11 protein-coding genes are annotated in these 16916 nt (G+C 66.2%); 9 read left to right on the top strand and 2 right to left on the bottom strand.

Features of this window, described 5'->3' with window-relative positions; translation table 11 throughout:
* Positions 1 to 293: 293 nt before the first annotated feature.
* From ACIQC0_RS03525 to ppsA, 7 genes are all read left to right on the top strand, one after another.
* Positions 294 to 2198 (top strand): helix-turn-helix domain-containing protein, encoded by a 1905-nt coding sequence (locus ACIQC0_RS03525; protein WP_400532653.1) that lies wholly within the window; start codon positions 294 to 296, stop codon positions 2196 to 2198.
* A gap of 147 nt (positions 2199 to 2345) precedes the next feature.
* The gene (locus ACIQC0_RS03520) at positions 2346 to 3596 is read left to right on the top strand and encodes an iron-containing alcohol dehydrogenase (protein ID WP_400532651.1); all 1251 of its coding nucleotides are present in this window, start codon (positions 2346 to 2348) and stop codon (positions 3594 to 3596) included.
* Positions 3597 to 3642: 46 nt separating this feature from the next.
* Positions 3643 to 5118 carry an NAD-dependent succinate-semialdehyde dehydrogenase gene (locus ACIQC0_RS03515; protein WP_400532649.1) on the top strand — a complete coding sequence of 492 codons (1476 nt, stop codon included), beginning with the start codon at positions 3643 to 3645 and terminating at the stop codon, positions 5116 to 5118.
* Positions 5119 to 5187: 69 nt separating this feature from the next.
* Entirely contained in the window at positions 5188 to 6552 is a 1365-nt protein-coding gene (locus ACIQC0_RS03510; RefSeq protein ID WP_400532647.1) for an MFS transporter, read from the top strand.
* A 102-nt stretch (positions 6553 to 6654) separates the two neighbouring features.
* Positions 6655 to 7761: a GTP pyrophosphokinase family protein gene (locus tag ACIQC0_RS03505; protein WP_400532645.1), complete on the top strand. Its 1107-nt coding sequence runs from the start codon at positions 6655 to 6657 to the stop codon at positions 7759 to 7761.
* Between the two features lie 53 nt (positions 7762 to 7814).
* A complete protein-coding gene (locus ACIQC0_RS03500; protein ID WP_377216435.1) occupies positions 7815 to 8633 on the top strand; it encodes a pyruvate, water dikinase regulatory protein in 819 nt (272 codons plus the stop codon).
* 149 nt (positions 8634 to 8782) lie between these two features.
* Positions 8783 to 11209, top strand: coding sequence for a phosphoenolpyruvate synthase (gene ppsA / locus ACIQC0_RS03495; protein WP_400532643.1), 2427 nt, complete (start codon positions 8783 to 8785; stop codon positions 11207 to 11209).
* Between the two features lie 128 nt (positions 11210 to 11337).
* Here ppsA and ACIQC0_RS03490 read toward each other — a convergent pair whose 3' ends face one another.
* The gene (locus ACIQC0_RS03490) at positions 11338 to 12186 is read right to left on the bottom strand and encodes an esterase/lipase family protein (RefSeq protein ID WP_400532641.1); all 849 of its coding nucleotides are present in this window, start codon (positions 12184 to 12186) and stop codon (positions 11338 to 11340) included.
* Positions 12187 to 12340: 154 nt separating this feature from the next.
* Here ACIQC0_RS03490 and ACIQC0_RS03485 point away from each other — a divergent pair, with 154 nt between their 5' ends.
* Positions 12341 to 14731: an ATP-binding cassette domain-containing protein gene (locus ACIQC0_RS03485; RefSeq protein WP_400532639.1), complete on the top strand. Its 2391-nt coding sequence runs from the start codon at positions 12341 to 12343 to the stop codon at positions 14729 to 14731.
* A gap of 20 nt (positions 14732 to 14751) precedes the next feature.
* Complete coding sequence (locus tag ACIQC0_RS03480; protein WP_377216431.1) at positions 14752 to 15324, top strand: MOSC domain-containing protein; 573 nt, start codon at positions 14752 to 14754, stop codon at positions 15322 to 15324.
* On the opposite strand, the gene ACIQC0_RS03475 is transcribed toward ACIQC0_RS03480, so the two are convergent.
* A complete protein-coding gene (locus tag ACIQC0_RS03475) occupies positions 15302 to 16690 on the bottom strand; it encodes an MFS transporter (protein ID WP_400532637.1) in 1389 nt (462 codons plus the stop codon). The two genes, ACIQC0_RS03480 and ACIQC0_RS03475, sit on opposite strands and share 23 nt — an antisense overlap.
* Positions 16691 to 16916 lie beyond the last annotated feature (226 nt).

Genomic DNA, 16916 nt, shown 5'->3' with positions numbered 1-16916 from the left:
CCACCCAGTTGCTGCCCAGGACCCGTACGGGGTCAACGCCCAGGCTCGCCGCCGCCTGTTCCAGCGTGGCCTTCTCCACCGGACCGGACCGCCGCAGTGGCGGGGCGGCAAACGCATATTCGGCGGTCCCTGACTGGCCGCCCGCGCGGACGCGCGGTAGTCCGCTTCCGGAGCGTTGGGTTCCAGCAGGAAACGACCTTCGCGCGCGGGCGGCCCTCCTGCCGCCTTAACATGGCCCTATGGGACTCTCCGGCGGTACGTCAGGCCCGGCCAGCACTGGCCGAACTACGGTCATGACGCTTGGACGCCTCCTGTCGCTGCTGGGTGACGGGATTTCCGAAGCCGAACTTGAAGCACAGCTGGGTGCCCTCCAGGATGCATCCCTGCTGGACGCGGCCGGCGCAGCAGCGGTGCGCAACCTCAACGCACGCCTCCGGGAAGCAGGCCGCAGAGAGAGCCTTCTCCGCGTTCTTTACGACACCGCCACGGACCTGACTGGGATCCGCGACGTGGAAGCGGTGCTAAAGGCCATCGTCAGGAGGACGCGCGCCCTGATCGGCAGCGACATTGCATACCTGAGCCTCAATGATTACGAACGGGGCGAGTCCTATATCCGCGTCACGGACGGCGCGGCCACTGCCCTGTTCCGCAACATCCGCATGCCGTTGGGTGAAGGGGTCCTCGGGGCGGTCGCTACCGGAGAGGCACCGTCACAGAGCCCGGACTATCTCAGCGATATGTCGAAGACCCACCTTGAACCGATCGATGCAGCCGTGGCCGCCGAGGGAGTCAAGGCCATCATGGGCGTGCCCCTGCTGGCCGAAGGCCGCGTCATCGGCGCACTGCTCGTTGCCGACAGGCACGCACACAGTTTCAGCAGTGACGACGTCGCCCTCATGGAGTCCATCGGCACCCACGCCGCTGTTGCCCTGGAGAACGCCCGCCACTTCACGGAGATGGCGGACGCCCTTTCCCGGCTGGACCAGGCCCGGCGCCAAAACCTCGCCCACGTACGGACCCTCGAGGAGCTTTCGTCCCTGGACCAAAGACTCATGGAGACCCTGGCGTCCACGGACAGCATCTCCAACCTTCTCGTCCTCCTGTCGCAGTCCCTCGATAAAGAAGTGTCGGTCGTCTCCCCGATGGGGGAACCACTGCACGGCGCCGCCCCGGGCGCGGACTTCGGTTCGCCTGCCGCCTTGAAGGCGGCCGAAGCCTCCGCGGCCCGGGCAGTGCCCGTTCCGTTCGCGGTGAAGGGCAGCCGGTACACCATGATGTCCGCCGTTGCGGGCGACCAGCACCTCGCTTCCCTGGTCGTTGCCGGCGAGCTCACAAAATCCGGGCTCGCCATCCTCGAACGAAGCGCCCTGGTGCTCAGCGCCGCGCTGCTGTTCGAACGGACCTACCAGGACGCCCAGTACCGGCTGCAGCTGGAACTGATTGACGAACTGTTGCATCCCCGGGCAGGTGACGTCGACGCACTGAAACGGCGTGCCGGGCGGTTCGGCCTGGCGGACAATGTCCCGCTGGTGGTCCGGGTGGTCGGTGTCGGGGATGACCAGCGCCAACGCGCCCTCGCCGTACTGAAAGGGCGGCCTTCCGGCGGTGCCGGAATCACTGCGCTGCATGAATCCCACCTGTGCGTTATCGAACCTCCTGCATGGCAAAGCGCAGACCAGGCGGGGACCACTGACGCCGGCCGGGACATCATCGAGACCCTGAAGCGCCACCGCATTGAGTGCACCGTCGGTTCCTCCCAGCCGGTGATCGGGTTCGGCCGCCTGTCGGCCGCCCACGCCGAAGCACACTCGGTGCTGAAGGCCCTCGCTGCGCTGAACCGGAAAGGGGAGTCGGCAGACCGGGCCATCCTGGGTACCGCCGGGATGCTGCTCGGGGCCATGGACAGCCCGTTCGCCGCGCAACTGCTGGCCTCCCAGCTCGGACCGCTCCTCGAATACGACAGCAGACGGGGAACAGACCTTGTCCACACGGCGTGGACCTTCCTGGAAAACGACGCGTCCCTTAACTCCGTCGCCACCGCGTTGCACATCCACCCCAACACCCTCCGCCAGCGCCTCGACCGGATCGACAGCGTCCTGGGCGGAAGCTGGCGCCGCGGCAGCAGGTCCCTTGACGTCCAGGTGGCGCTTCGGTTGTGGCGGTTGCAGTCCCAAGGGGTCGGCCGGGACCGGCACTAAGAAACCCTACCCCTCCATGTCACCTGCTCACATGTTTGAGCTCCTAATGTGGCCGGAACATCCATAGGCCAAGTCACACTCCGCTGGAACGATGGGATGCGCGGCTTTTCCACGTAGCTGCACATCCCATCTTTAGGAGTAGTCACAATGTCGTGTGCGCAGGAATCCGGCATCCGCCCGTCAGCCTTCGGCGTCTTGCGGTTGCCGCGGACAATAGTCGTGGGCGCACAGCAGCGGTTTGCCGTGGCGGATATTGCCGCCGAGCTCGGCAGGAGCGTACTTGTCTGCACCGACCCGCGGCTGGCTGTCTCGGACGAGCTGGAAGGCTTGGTCGACAGCCTGCGGCGCCGCGGCCTGGCAGTCACGGTCTACGGGGAAACGCAGGCAGAGCTTCCCACCCCGGGCATCATGGCCTGCATCGAGCAACTCCAGGGCCGGGAGATCGACGTCATCATCGGCTTCGGCGGCGGCAGCTGCATGGACATGGCCAAGGTAGTGGCCGTGCTGCTGACCCACGGCGGTGAGCCCGGCGACTACTACGGAGAATTCGCCGTCCCCGGCCCCGTCAAGCCGGTCATCGCACTCCCGACCACGGCAGGAACCGGCTCCGAGGCGACCGCCATCGCCGTCGTATCCGACCCCGCACTGGGCATGAAGATGGGCATCTCGAGCCCGCACATCATTCCCCACGCGGCGGTCTGCGACCCGGAACTGACCTACACCTGCCCGGCGCCGCTCACTGCGGCCACCGGAGCGGACACCTTGGTGCACCTGGTGGAATCCTTCACGGCCGTCACGCGGGAGGCCACCCCCAGCCTCGTCAGCGAGCGCGTGCTGGCCGGCAAGAACGTCCTCACCGACTCCCTGGCGCTGGAGGGAATCCGGCTCCTGGGCCGCAGCCTGGCCACCGTATACAAAGACCCAGGCAATACCGAGGCCCGCGCTGACATGATGCTGGCCGCCCTCTATGGCGGCATCGTGCTCAGCAATGCGGGAACCGCGGCGGCGCACGCCATCCAGTACCCAGTCGGCGCACTGACGCACACACCACACGGCGTTGGCGTCGGCCTGCTGCTTCCCTATGTCGTCCGGCACAACTTCAGCGCCATCGAAGCGCCGCTGGCGCAGGTGGCCGAAGCCCTGGGAAGGGACATCAAAGGCCTGGACGCGCGCCAGGCCGGCATTGCCGGAGTGGAGGCCATTGACGAAATCCTCGCCGCCATCGAACTGCCCGCCACGCTTCAGGACCTCGGCGTGCAAGAGGACGACCTTGACCAGATCGCGCAGCTCTCGATGAACTCCAAGCGCCTTATCGACAACAACCCCGTGCCCCTTGACCTTGCGGCCGTGACCTCGATCGTGCGGTCCGCCTACCACGGTGACCGCGACATCGCCTGAGCTGTCCGTCCCCCTGTATCCGTTCACCAGACCCAAAGGATCATCCATGACTGTCCTATCCACCCAGGAACCGCCCGCAGCCGGCGACACCGCCGTTCCCCGGCAGCTGCTCATCGCAGGAAACTGGCGCGACGCCAAGCGCGGCGGAACCGTCGACGTCATCAATCCCTCCGATACGTCGGTCATCACCGCGATCGCCGATGCCGACGTCGAAGACGGCCTGGCCGCCGTCGATGCCGCCGCGCAGGCCTTCCCGGATTGGGCCGCGACTCCGCCCCGACGCCGCGCCGAGGTCCTCAGCCGGTGCTTCGAACTCATGACCGAACGCAGCGAGCACCTGGCCCGCCTGATCTCCCTGGAAAACGGCAAGGCGCTCCGCGATGCACGCGGTGAAGTGGCCTACGCTGCCGAATTCTTCCGCTGGTACGCGGAAGAGGCGGTCAGGATGATCGGCGACATCTCCATCGCCCCGTCGGGGACCAACCGCATCATGGTCCAGCACCAGCCCGTCGGCGTCTGTGTCCTGATCACGCCGTGGAACTTCCCCGCCGCAATGGCCACCCGCAAGCTGGCGCCCGCGCTGGCTGCCGGCTGCACCGCTGTCCTCAAACCTGCCACGCTCACCCCCCTCACTGCGCTGGCCATCGCCCAGCTGATGATCGACGCGGGCGTCCCGGCCGGGGTCGTCAACGTGATCACCACAAGCAAAACCAGCGACGTCATGACCCCGATCCTCGCCGATCCGCGGGTGCGCAAGCTTTCCTTCACCGGTTCCACCGGCGTGGGGCGCCACCTGCTGCGCCAGGCGGCCGACAACGTCCTCAAGTGCTCCATGGAACTGGGCGGTAACGCGCCGTTCGTGGTCTTCGACGACGCTGACCTGGACAAGGCGATCGACGGCGTGATGATCGCCAAGATGCGCAACGGCGGGCAGGCTTGCACGGCAGCAAACAGGATCTACGTCCAGCGCGGGATCCAGGCGCAGTTCGCCGGCCGCCTGGCAGAGCGCATGGCCGCCCTGAACGTCGGTCCGGGCACCGACCCTGCCACCGAGGTGGGGCCGCTCGTAGACGAAGCCAGCGTCCTGAAAGTCGACGCGCTGGTCCGCGACGCCCTCAGCCAGGGCGCACGCCTGCTCACCGGCGGGCAGCTCCCCGACGGCGAGGGCTACTTCTACCCGCCCACCGTGGTGACCAATGTGCCGCCGCACGCGCGGATGGTCAGCGAAGAAATCTTCGGACCCGTGGCCTCCCTTATCGGGTTCGACACCGAAGACGAGGTGATTGCCGCGGCCAATGACTCCGAATACGGACTCGCCGCCTACGTCTTCACCGAGGACCTGCGGCGCGGACTGCGCGTCTCCGAGCGCATTGAAAGCGGGATGGTGGCGCTCAACCGCGGACTGGTGTCGGACCCGGCCGCGCCATTCGGCGGAGTCAAGCAGAGCGGTCTGGGCCGTGAAGGCGCCCATCAGGGCCTGCTGGACTTCACCGAAACCAAATACATCGCCCTCGACTGGTAGCCCGGGCCCGCACCGGGCACCGGAAGCAGCCAGCCTCCTCTCCCTAACAACGATCGAAAGACAAGACCAATGACGAACCCTGCAACAAGCACCGGCGAAGCACGCCGCGTGTCCTGGCGGGTATCCCTCGCCAGCTTCGCCGGAACCACCATCGAATGGTACGACTACTACATCTTCGGCCTCCTGGCAGCGACCGGTGTCTTCAGCCGGCTCTACTTCCCGGAACAGGACCCTGCAACGGGCCTGCTGCTCGCCTTCCTGACGTACGCCGTGGGCTTCGTGGCCCGGCCCTTCGGCGGCATGTTCGCGGGGCACTACGGCGACAAGATCGGCCGGAAGCCGATGCTGGTGCTCTCCCTGCTCCTGATGGGCTTCGCCACCCTGGCCATGGGCCTTCTGCCGACCTATGCCCAGATCGGGGTGTGGGCTCCGGTCCTGCTGACCGTCCTGAGGCTCATGCAGGGCTTCGGTGCCGGTGCTGAATGGGCGGGTGCCGCCATTATTTCCACCGAGCACGCCCCTGAAGGACGCCGCGGTTTCTTCGGCAGCTTCACCCAGATGGGCGTCCCTGCCGGTATGCTGCTCGCCAACGCCTCCGTGCTGGCCGTTCAGGCGATGGTTCCGGCCGCCGCTTTCGACGCCTGGGCCTGGCGCGTGCCGTTCCTGCTCAGCGTGCTGCTGATTGTGGTGGGCCTGGTAGTCCGGGCGAAGCTGGAAGACTCCAACGACTTCAAGGAGCTCGTGGCCAGCAAGCAGACCGCCCACAACCCGCTGGGCGAGGCGCTGAAGAAGGAAACCAAGGGGGTCTGGCTGGTCATCGGCATGCGTCTGGCGGAGAACTCCGCGTTCTACCTCTACACCACGTTCTCCGTGGTCTACATCATGCGCACGTTCGGGCCCGAGCGCGCCACCCAAGGTTCCATGTCCGTCCTCATCGCCTCTGCCATCGGCGTGATCGCCGTGCCGCTCTGGGCAGCGCTCTCGGACCGGATCGGCCGCAAGCCGCTGTACCTCTTCGGCTCCATCGGCGGGCTCCTGTTCTTCCCGCTGTACTTCGTGATGACGGACACGGGCAGCGCCCTGCTGGCCACGCTCGCCATCATCATCGGGCTCGCCGTCTTCCACAACTCGATGTACGGGCCCCAGGCCGCCTTCTTTGCAGAGCTTTTCTCCACGAAACTGCGCTACAGCGGCGCCTCCATGGGGTACCAGTTCGGCTCGGTTCTGGCTGGCGGCATCGCCCCGCTGGTGGCTGTTGCCCTGCTCAACGCCGGCGGCGGTGAACCGGGCTGGGTGATCCTCTACTTCAGCGTCATCGGAGTCATCACGGTAGTCTCGGCGATCCTTGCCCCCGAGACAGTCAACCGCGTTCGTCGCCGGCTTGAGATGCAGCCGCTGGAAGAAAGCACCAAAGAAAGCGTCGGCAGCCGCTAGCCTGGCTAAACCTCGTGGACCCTGGGCCGCCCCGGGCTGCTGGAAAGCAGTCCGGGGCGGCCTTTTGGCCTGCCTGTCACACCCCCGCCGTAAGCTGGAGCCATGCCGAGTAACTGGGACAGCCTGGACGCCACGCTCCGCGAATCCGTAGAGCACAACGTGGAGATCTACGAGCGCGTTCGGCCTGCCCTGAAACTGGTCACCCGGGACGTTCTCACGCTGACCAGGGACATGCTTAAGGACACCGAGGTCACCCCGCTGTTCGTCACGGGCCGGACCAAGACCGTGGAATCGTTCCGCGAGAAGATCTCACGGGTGGAGGAGCCGCTGGAGCCCGGTGGGCCGCCGGTGCTGAAGTTCCCGGACCCGTTCCGCACCCTGAATGACATGGTGGGCATCCGGGTCATCACCAAGCTGCCGGCCGAAAATGCGGTGGTGGCCAACATCATCAAACGCCAGCGCCAGCTCTTTGACTGCCGCGGAGATCGGGAAAAGGACATCGGTTCCATCGAGTCCGGCACCTACGGCTACTCCAGCCGGCACCTGATCCTGCGGACCCTCCAGAACGAGGCTGTCAAGGAGTACCAGCAGGTGTTCAACCCGGACATTCCGCCCAACGGCAGCTACTTCTTCGAGTGCCAGATCCGCACCATCTTCGCCCATGCCTGGAGCGAGATCGAGCACGACATCCGCTTCAAGGCCGAGGACCCGCGGGCCTGGACGCCGCACTTCGACCGCCAGTTCACCGCCACCGCGGCCATGCTGGAAACCGTGGAAACCGCCTTCGCCGACCTGCACGAACGTTACGAGGAAGTCCGGAGTTTCTGGGACATGGACGGCGAGGGTGCGGCTCCCCTGACCCCCAACCGGATCCGCGACGTCTGGCGCACGCTGCTTCCGCACGTGGACCGCAAGGTGGATGACGACTGGGGCTGGGCCGCGGAGCTCCTTGCAGCCCATGGCCTTAACCAGACCATGCAGCTGGCCGGGCTGCTCAGCGCCAACCGCATCACCGAGGTCCGCAAGGCCCTGGACCACCGCTACTCGCCCGGCCCGGACCGCCTCCTGGACGACCTCCTCCTGTGGCAGTACGGCACCAAGCACATCGACCTCACTGCGGAAGCGCCCGACGCCGTCCCGCACCCGCGGCGCGACAGCCTCCTGCGGCGGTTACGGCAGATCGAGCGGTACCGGCTGACCAAGAAGTAGGGCGGCTGGCCGCCGAATGGCCCGCCGGACCCGTCCTGATGAACAATGAGGGCATGACCAACAATGACGTTCGGCCTGTCTATTTCCTCTCGGACAGCACGGGAATCACCGCCGAGACCCTCGGAAACACCCTCCTGACCCAGTTTCCGGGCAACCGCTTTGACCGCATCACCGTCCCGTTCATTACGTCCGTGGAGCAGGCGCGCAAGGTGGTGGACGGCATTGACAAGCTGGCTGCCCACGGGCTGCGGCCCATCGTCTTTTCCACCGCGGTCAGCAGCGACATCCGCGAGGCCGTGGGCAAATGCAAGGGAACCATCGTTGACCTGATCGGCACGCATGTGGGGCAGCTCGAGCACGCCCTGGGCGCCCCGGCGAGCGGCGAACCGGGCCGGGCGCACGGCGTGGGGAACGCCGAGCTCTACCAAAAGCGGATGGCGGCGGTGGAGTACGCCATGGAGCACGACGACGGCCAGAGCCTCCGCGCGCTGGAAAAGGCCCAGGTGATCCTGGTGGCGCCGTCCCGTTGCGGCAAGACCCCCACCACGATGTACCTTGCCCTGCAGCACGGCATCTTCGCCGCCAATTTTCCGCTGGTGGACGAGGACTTCGGCCGGGAGGGCCTCCCCAAGCCCTTGCGCCCCTACGTTGCGAAGTGTTTCGGTCTCTCCTCCAACCCGCTGCGCCTGAGCCAGATCCGCACCGAGCGCCGCCGCGGTTCCTCATATGCGTCGCTCCGACAGTGTGGATTTGAGCTCCGGAGCGCCGAGCAGCTGTATGTCTCCCACAGGATTCCGTACCTGAATTCGGCAACGGTCTCGGTGGAGGAAATGGCTGCGACGATCCTCCAGCGAATGAACCTCAAGCATTAGGGAAAGTTTTCACAAACTCCATGTGGCGGACGTCATATGGAAAGACCGCCGCAGACCTGTCACTGTGGACGGACTTGCGCCCTCTTTACCGGCCATCGCCGGGGCGGGACGCAGCTAGGCATGCCATTACCTGCGAAGGAGCAGTAAGAATGACAACAGAGATCCTGTGGTTCTCGGAATTGGGACTCAAGGACCTGGACCGGGTGGGCGGCAAGAACGCCTCGCTCGGTGAGATGGTGCAGAACCTGACCTCCGCCGGGGTGCAGGTGCCGGACGGTTTCGCTACCACTGCGGATGCCTATCGGAACTTCCTGGCCGGCTCCGGCCTGGACCAGAAGATCGCCGACCGGCTGGTGGGGCTCGACACCGACGATGTCACAGCCCTCGCCGCCGCCGGCAAGGAAATCCGCGGCCTGATCCGCGACACCCCGTTCCTCCCCAACCTCGAATCGCAGATCCGCGACGCCTACCAGCAGTTGGTGGACAAGCACGGCGGCCACGAGGACCTGTCGTGGGCTGTCCGTTCGAGCGCCACGGCAGAGGACCTGCCGGATGCGTCATTCGCCGGGCAGCAGGAGACGTTCCTGAATGTCCGCGGCATCGACAACATCCTGCTGGCCATCAAGGATGTGTTCGCGTCCCTCTACAATGACCGCGCCATCGCCTACCGGGTGCACCACAAGTTCGAGCACGCCGAAGTGGCGCTCTCAGCGGGCATCCAGCGCATGGTCCGCTCCGACGTCGGGGCTTCCGGTGTGATGTTCACGATGGACACCGAGTCGGGGTTCCAGGACGCTGTGTTTGTCACGTCCTCCTACGGCCTGGGCGAGGCCGTGGTCCAGGGTGCCGTGAACCCGGACGAGTTCTACGTCTACAAGCCGGCGCTGCGTGCCGGCCGGCCCGCGATCCTCAAGCGCGGTCTGGGCGAGAAGGCCCTGCAGATGACCTACACCGCCAACCAGGAAATCGGGCGCACCATCGACCTGGTCCCGGTTGCCGCCGAGCAGCGCAACCGGTTCAGCCTCAGCGATGAAGACGTCGAGCAGCTCGCCCGGCACGCCATCGCCATCGAAAACCACTATGGCCGTCCCATGGACATCGAGTGGGGCAAGGACGGGATCGACGGCGGCCTGTACATCCTGCAGGCACGCCCGGAAACCGTGCAGTCCCGGCGCGCCGCAGGGAGCCTGAGCCGTTTCCGCCTCAACGGCACCGGCCCGGTCCTCGCCGAAGGGCGCGCGATCGGCCAGCGGATCGGCGCCGGCGGCGTCCGTATCCTCACCGCCATCGACCAGATGGCCAGTTTCAAGACCGGCGACGTGCTGGTGGCGGACATGACGGACCCGGACTGGGAACCGATCATGAAGCGTGCCGCCGCGATCGTGACCAACCGCGGCGGACGTACCTGCCACGCAGCGATCATCGCCCGCGAATTGGGGATCCCCGCCGTGGTCGGAACCGGCGACGCCACCGAAACGCTCCGCGACGGCCAGGGAGTCACCGTCTCCTGCGCCGACGGCGAGACGGGCCTGATCTACGAAGGCCTGCTGGACTTCAGCGTGGACGAGACCGAGGTTGACCAGCTGCCCGAAGTTCCGGTCAAGGTCATGATGAACGTGGGCACCCCCGAGCAGGCGTTCACCTTCGCCCAGCTGCCCAACCACGGCGTGGGCCTGGCCCGGCTCGAATTCATCATCAACCGCCAGATCGGCATCCACCCGAAGGCCCTCCTCAACCTCGAGGACCAGCCGGCCGATGTTGCCGCGGAAATCCGCGAACGGATCGCGGCCTACGAAGGTCCGCGCGATTACTACATCAAGCGGCTGGCGGAGGGCGTGGCCACCATTGCGGCTGCCTTCGCGCCGGAACCGGTGATCGTCAGGATGTCCGACTTCAAGTCCAACGAGTACGCGAACCTCATCGGCGGGCCTGCCTACGAACCGCACGAAGAGAACCCGATGATTGGTTTCCGCGGCGCGTCCCGCTACCTGGAGCCGTCCTTCCGGGACTGCTTCGACCTGGAGTGCGAGGCACTGTCCTTCGTCCGGAACGAGATGGGCCTGACCAACGTCAAGCTCATGATCCCCTTCGTGCGGACCCTGGACGAGGCCAGCGGCGTCATCGACCTGCTTGCGGAGAACGGCCTCAAGCGCGGCGAAAACGGCCTCGAAGTCATCATGATGTGTGAGCTGCCGTCCAACGCCTTGCTCGCGGACGAGTTTCTGGAGTACTTCGACGGATTCTCCATCGGCTCCAACGACATGACCCAGCTGGCGCTGGGGCTGGACCGGGACTCGGCCCTCGTCTCAGGCGGCTTCGACGAGCGCAACCCCGCGGTCAAGAAGCTGCTGTCCATGGCCATCAAGGCCTGCAAGGCCCGCGGCAAGTACGTGGGCATCTGCGGCCAGGGCCCGAGCGACCACAGCGATTTCGCCGAGTGGCTCGCCGGCCAGGGCATCGACTCCGTCTCCCTGAACCCGGACACCGTGGTGGACACCTGGCTCCGCCTCGCAGGCCAGGGCGAAGGTCAGGCCGAGGGCGCAGGTTCCAAGGAAGAGGTCGGCGCCGGGCTGTAACCGGCCCGACAAACCGTCCACGCCAAAGAGGCGGCATCCGCAAGGGTGCCGCCTCTTTGTGCTTCGGGGACTTACCGGGCCACCAGCGGTTCCTGGCTGCGGCGCAGGCGTCCTCCCGCCGGGCGGGGCTAGATACAGCTCGGCTGGAACGTCGGGTCAGCAGGGCCGGGTGACGCCAAGGCGTGCGAGACCAGCCGGTGGACCACGGGATCGTTCGGAGCCTGGTCATGTTCAACCAGGTCGAGGGGGCATTTGTCCTGGATGGTGATGTTGGTGACCTGCCGGGCGGAGCCGGCCAGGAACTGGCTGGTGTAGGGGGTGACCACTTCGTCGTACTTGGTTGAAATGACGGTGTAATACGGACCCGCCACGGTATCGCCGATGGAGTTCAGCTCGGTCATGAACGCCGAGCCCGCTTCCTGGTCCGCGCACGCCTGGCACACGAATTCCATGTCCCCGGTGGATGCCGGGAAGTCTTCCGGTGCCGGGGCGATCACGCCTTCGGTGCCGTGGCTCGAGGGCGCAATCCCTATCAGGTGGTTGACCTTCCGGGCGCCGCCCAGGAACCCCATGTAGTAACGGGGCATCATGCCGCCCTGGCTGTGCCCCACGAGGTCAGCCTTCTTGGCGCCGGTGGCAGCGAGAACTGCATCGACGAAGGAGGACAGCTCGCGGGCGGACTCAGTTACAGGCCCCGTGGCCGGAACCCCGTTGGTGGTGCCGTAATTCAGTGCGAAGACGCAGTATCCCTGCCCGGCAAGGACCGGCGAGAGCGTGGACCAGTTCTTGAGCATGCTCTCGAAGGTCCCGGGAACGAGAATGACCGGATAAGGATGCTCAGCGGAGGGCTTGCAGGCCCAGTTGTTGGCGCCGGGGGGCGAAATGTCTGCCGTATCGGCGGAAGCGGGCGCGGCCCCGGCAAGCGTCCCGGCCAACAGGGCGAGCGCCGCGAGAAAAACGGAAATGCGTTGGGACATCGGAAACCTCTTCGTATCAACGTCCGCCCCCGGAAGTGGGAGCGTGCACCCATTTACGCTAGGTTCCAGCTGATCCGTGGGCAACGGTTCTGGGAAAACGTGCAGGAGCCGGCGCATCTGGACATCTCCTCCGGCGCGTAGCACGATCTGACGTGTGAGCACCGAAACCACTGCAGCCAGCCGGAAGGGCGGCCTGCACGCCGCCGACACCCACGACATCATCCGGGTGCAGGGTGCCCGGGAGAACAACCTCAAGGATGTCAGCGTTGAGCTGCCCAAGCGCAGGCTCACCGTATTCACCGGCGTTTCGGGTTCCGGCAAGAGCTCCCTGGTCTTCGCCACGATTGCCGCCGAATCCCAGCGGATGATCAACGAGACGTACAGCGCCTTCGTGCAGGGCTTCATGCCCAGTCTGGCCCGCCCGGACGTGGACCGGCTGGAAGGGCTCACCACCGCCATCATTGTGGACCAGGAGCGGATGGGCGCCAACCCGCGCTCCACCGTGGGCACGGCCACGGACGCCAACGCCATGCTGCGCATCCTTTTCAGCCGGCTAGGAAAGCCGTACATCGGTCCGCCTACCGCATTCTCCTTCAACGTCCCCACCCGCAAGGCCAGCGGCGTGATGAGCACGGAAAAGGGCGGACGGGTGGAAAAGAGCGTGGTCCGCCAAGTCACCTACCTGGGCGGCATGTGCCCGCGCTGCGAGGGCATGGGCAATATCAGCGACATCGACCGGACGGCTCTCTACGACGACTCCAAATCACTGAATGACGGCGCACTGACCGTTCCGGGCTACTCGATGGACGGCTGGTACGGCCGGCTGTTCGAGGGCATGGGCCTGCCCATGGACAAACCCATCGCCAAGTTCACCGCCAGGCAGCTGGACACGATGCTCTATGCGGAACCCACCAAAATCAAGGTGGAGGGCGTGAACCTCACGTTCGAGGGCATCATCCCCAAGATCCAAAAGTCCATGCTCTCCAAGGACGTGGAGGCCATGCAGCCGCACGTACGCCGGTTCGTGGCGCGGGCCGTTACGTTCGCCACCTGCCCCGAGTGCCTGGGAACCCGGCTGACCCCGGAAGCGCTCTCCTGCCGGATCAAGGGAAGGAACATCGCGGATCTGTGCGGCCTGCAGATCAGCGACCTGGCCCAATGGATCCGGGAACTCGACGAACCATCGGTGAAGCCGCTGCTGGACGGTCTGCGGGACCTGCTGGACGCCTTCACCGAAATCGGCCTTGGCTACCTCTCCCTGGACCGCCCCGCCGGGACCCTCTCCGGCGGGGAGGCGCAGCGCACCAAGATGATCCGGCATCTGGGCTCCTCCCTGACCGACGTCACCTATGTGTTTGACGAACCCAGCATCGGCCTGCATCCGCACGACATCGAGCGCATGAACACCCTCCTGCTGCAGCTGCGCGACAAAGGCAACACCGTCCTGGTGGTGGAACACAAACCGGAGACGATAGCGATTGCCGATCACGTCGTCGACCTCGGCCCTGGCGCCGGCACCGGCGGCGGCGAGATTGTCTACGAGGGCGGCGTCGGCGGGTTGCGTTCCAGCGATACCGTCACCGGACGGCACTTGGATGACAGGGCCCGCCTCAAGGATGCGGTGCGGAACGCCGCCGGGGCCCTCGAGGTGCGGGGCGCGTCCATGCACAACCTGCGCAACGTGGACGTGGACGTTCCGTTGGGCGTCCTCTGCGTGGTCACGGGCGTGGCCGGGTCCGGCAAGAGCTCCCTCATCCACGGCTCGCTGGCCAAACGCGAGGGTGTCGTCGTCATCGACCAGGGCGCCATCAAGGGCTCCCGCCGCAGTAACCCCGCCACGTACACGGGCCTGCTCGAGCCGGTGCGCAAGGCATTCGCGAAAGCTAACGGCGTCAAGCCGGCACTCTTCAGCTCCAACTCGGAGGGCGCCTGCCCCACCTGCAACGGCGCGGGCGTGATCTTCACCGAACTCGGCGTCATGGCCACGGTGGAGTCCACCTGCGAGGACTGCGAGGGCCGCCGCTTCCAGCCCGCCGTCCTGGAGTACACGCTTGGCGGGCAGAACATCGCGGACGTGTTCGACATGTCCGTGGAGGCCGCACTCGCCTACTTCGCCGAAGGGGAGGCCAAGACCCCGGCCGCGCACAAGGTCCTCGAACGCCTCGCGGATGTGGGACTGGGATACATCACGCTCGGGCAGCCGCTCACCACCCTCTCCGGCGGCGAGCGCCAGCGGCTCAAGCTCGCCACGCAGATGGCGGAGAAGGGTGACGTCTACATCCTCGACGAGCCCACCACCGGGCTGCACCTGGCGGACGTGGAGCAGCTCCTGGGCCTGCTGGACCGGCTGGTCGACGACGGGAAGTCGGTGATCGTGATCGAGCATCACCAGGCGGTGATGGCACACGCCGACTGGATCATCGACCTGGGGCCGGGGGCCGGGCACGACGGCGGCACAGTCGTTTTCGAGGGCACGCCGGCTTCGCTTGTCACCGGGAAAGGGACGCTCACCGGCAAACACCTGGCGGCCTACGTCGGGGCCTGAGTCCCACGTACGGTGGGGGTATGAACGGGAACTTCCGGTACGACGTCGAGATTCTGCATCTGCTGGTCTCACCCGGGCACGCGTACTTTGGCCGGGCCAAGGACGGAGCCGCCGATGTGCCCACCGCGGACGCTGACGTTGCGGAGGTGGTGGCGGGCAAGGGCATCGTGGGTGACCGGTTCTTCGGCAAGGCCGCGCATATGGACGCGGCGGTCACGCTGTTCGCCGTCGAGGCCCTTGAGGCGGTAGCCGCCGAACTGGCCTCAGGGCCCTTTGACCCGCTGCTCACACGGCGCAACCTGGTGCTCCGCGGAGCTCAACTGGCTCCCCTGCTGGGTCAGGACTTCTCGCTGGAGTCGGGCGGTTCCACGGTGGCCTTCCACGGCGGCCGGCATGCACAGCCATGTGCCTGGATGAACGAAATGCTCGCCCCGGGCGCGCATGCAGCACTGCGGGGCAGGGGCGGAATCCGGTGCCGGGTCCTCTCCGGCGGTTTCCTGCGCCGCGGCCCGGCCGTGCTGGTCAGTCCGGTCCCGCTGGACCCCGCGCAGGCCGGGGCACCGAGCCGGCTCAGGCCTGACCGTCTGCCGTAGCGGGCGCCGCCCCGGCATACGATGCGGACACCCGGCGGTAGACCGGCGTCAGGAAGGCCAGCAGCGCGGCAGCCATCACGATGATGCCTGCCACCAGGAAGACGAGGGCAATGCCCCGGGAGATTCCCTCGCCCAACAAGGGTGCCAACTGGGCGGCACCCTCGGCAGAGCGGGCGTACGGGATGATCCAGACCTGCGCAATCGGGGCGATAACGAACGCAGTAAGCGGTGCAGCCGCGGACTCAAACGCCATCGCAAAACCGAAGACCCTGCCCTGCTTCTGCAGCGGCACCACCTGTTGGATGACTGTCTGCTCCGCGGCCTCGACGAAAGGTATCAGGACCAGGTAGAGCCAGATTCCCGCGACGTAGAGCCATGGCCATTCGCGCAGGGTGAAAACGGCCCCGAGGAACCCCATGATGACCACGACCAACAGCATGGTCCGCAGCGGATTCTTGCCGAGCCCGAATTTGCCGATGAGGGCCCCACCGACAATGAACCCCGTGGCGCCGAAGGCGAAGACCGCGCCCCACACCTCCACGGAGAACATCTCCAGTCCGTAGGGGTCCATCAGCGCCATATAGACGCCACCGATGAAGTTGTTGAAGGTGGAGAACAGGATCAGCGCGAACAGTCCGCCGACGGCCAGGACGGCCGCGAGGGCGCCGCGCAGGTCGAAGCCGCCTTTGGCGTCCGTCGCAGCGGCCCGGATTTCCTCCGGCATCGTGAGGGTCAGCAGGTGCGCGAAAGCCACTGCCGTCAATACCAGGGCGACGACGATGGTCCAGCCCATGCCCAGCAGCCCCACCGAAAGGCCGGACAGCAGGGAGGTCACAATGAACATCAGGCCCTGCACCATCCCCACCATGCCGTTGGCGTTGGCCCGCCGGTCCGGCTCGATAAGGATGGTGACCGTAGTGGAGAGGGCGATGTTCCGCATGTTTTCTACCACCGCGCCGATCAGGATGATCAGCATGAAGATCCACAACCACGGCCGGGTCAGGTCCAGCAGACGTTCCATGGGGACGAGAAGGAACACCACCCCGGACAGCACGAACATGGCCAGTGTGAAGGCGGCAGCGAACCGCATCACCGTGAGCTTGCGGTACCGGTCCACGAAGGTGCCGAAGCTGATGCTGGACAGCGCAATCAGCAGCATGTAGGCGCCGCCCACCACACCCGTGGCAATCACGTTGCGCGTCTCCAGGTAGACCCAGAACGTGAGCGCGAACCACAGATAACTGGTAGTGATGTTTGCGAGCGCGGTGTTCACGAGGATTCCGGCGAAGGTGCGTGAGCGCTCCGCCGGGCTGCGCACGGAGGTGTCCACGGCGTCCGGATCTGCCAAATGCGCAGGCTCGGTCATGCGACCCAGTGTAGTGCTCCATGGCTGCCGCGCATCAGGCCCATAGGCCTCCCCCTGCCAGGCGGATGAAGTCCTCAACCAGGCTCGGCAGCGCCGGGAAACTGTGCATACGGATGCATCTTTAGCCCAGTGCGGAAGCACCGCGATGGCGGGACCGTGGCGCTGGGCCAGGTCCTGGTGCTGCATGAGTGGCTGGGAATGGGGATGATTGTGGCCACCAACTCGG

It is taken from the genome of Pseudarthrobacter sp. NPDC092419 (assembly GCF_044755045.1).
Lineage (GTDB): Bacteria > Actinomycetota > Actinomycetes > Actinomycetales > Micrococcaceae > Arthrobacter.
This window is presented reverse-complemented; position numbering and strand designations above follow the sequence as displayed.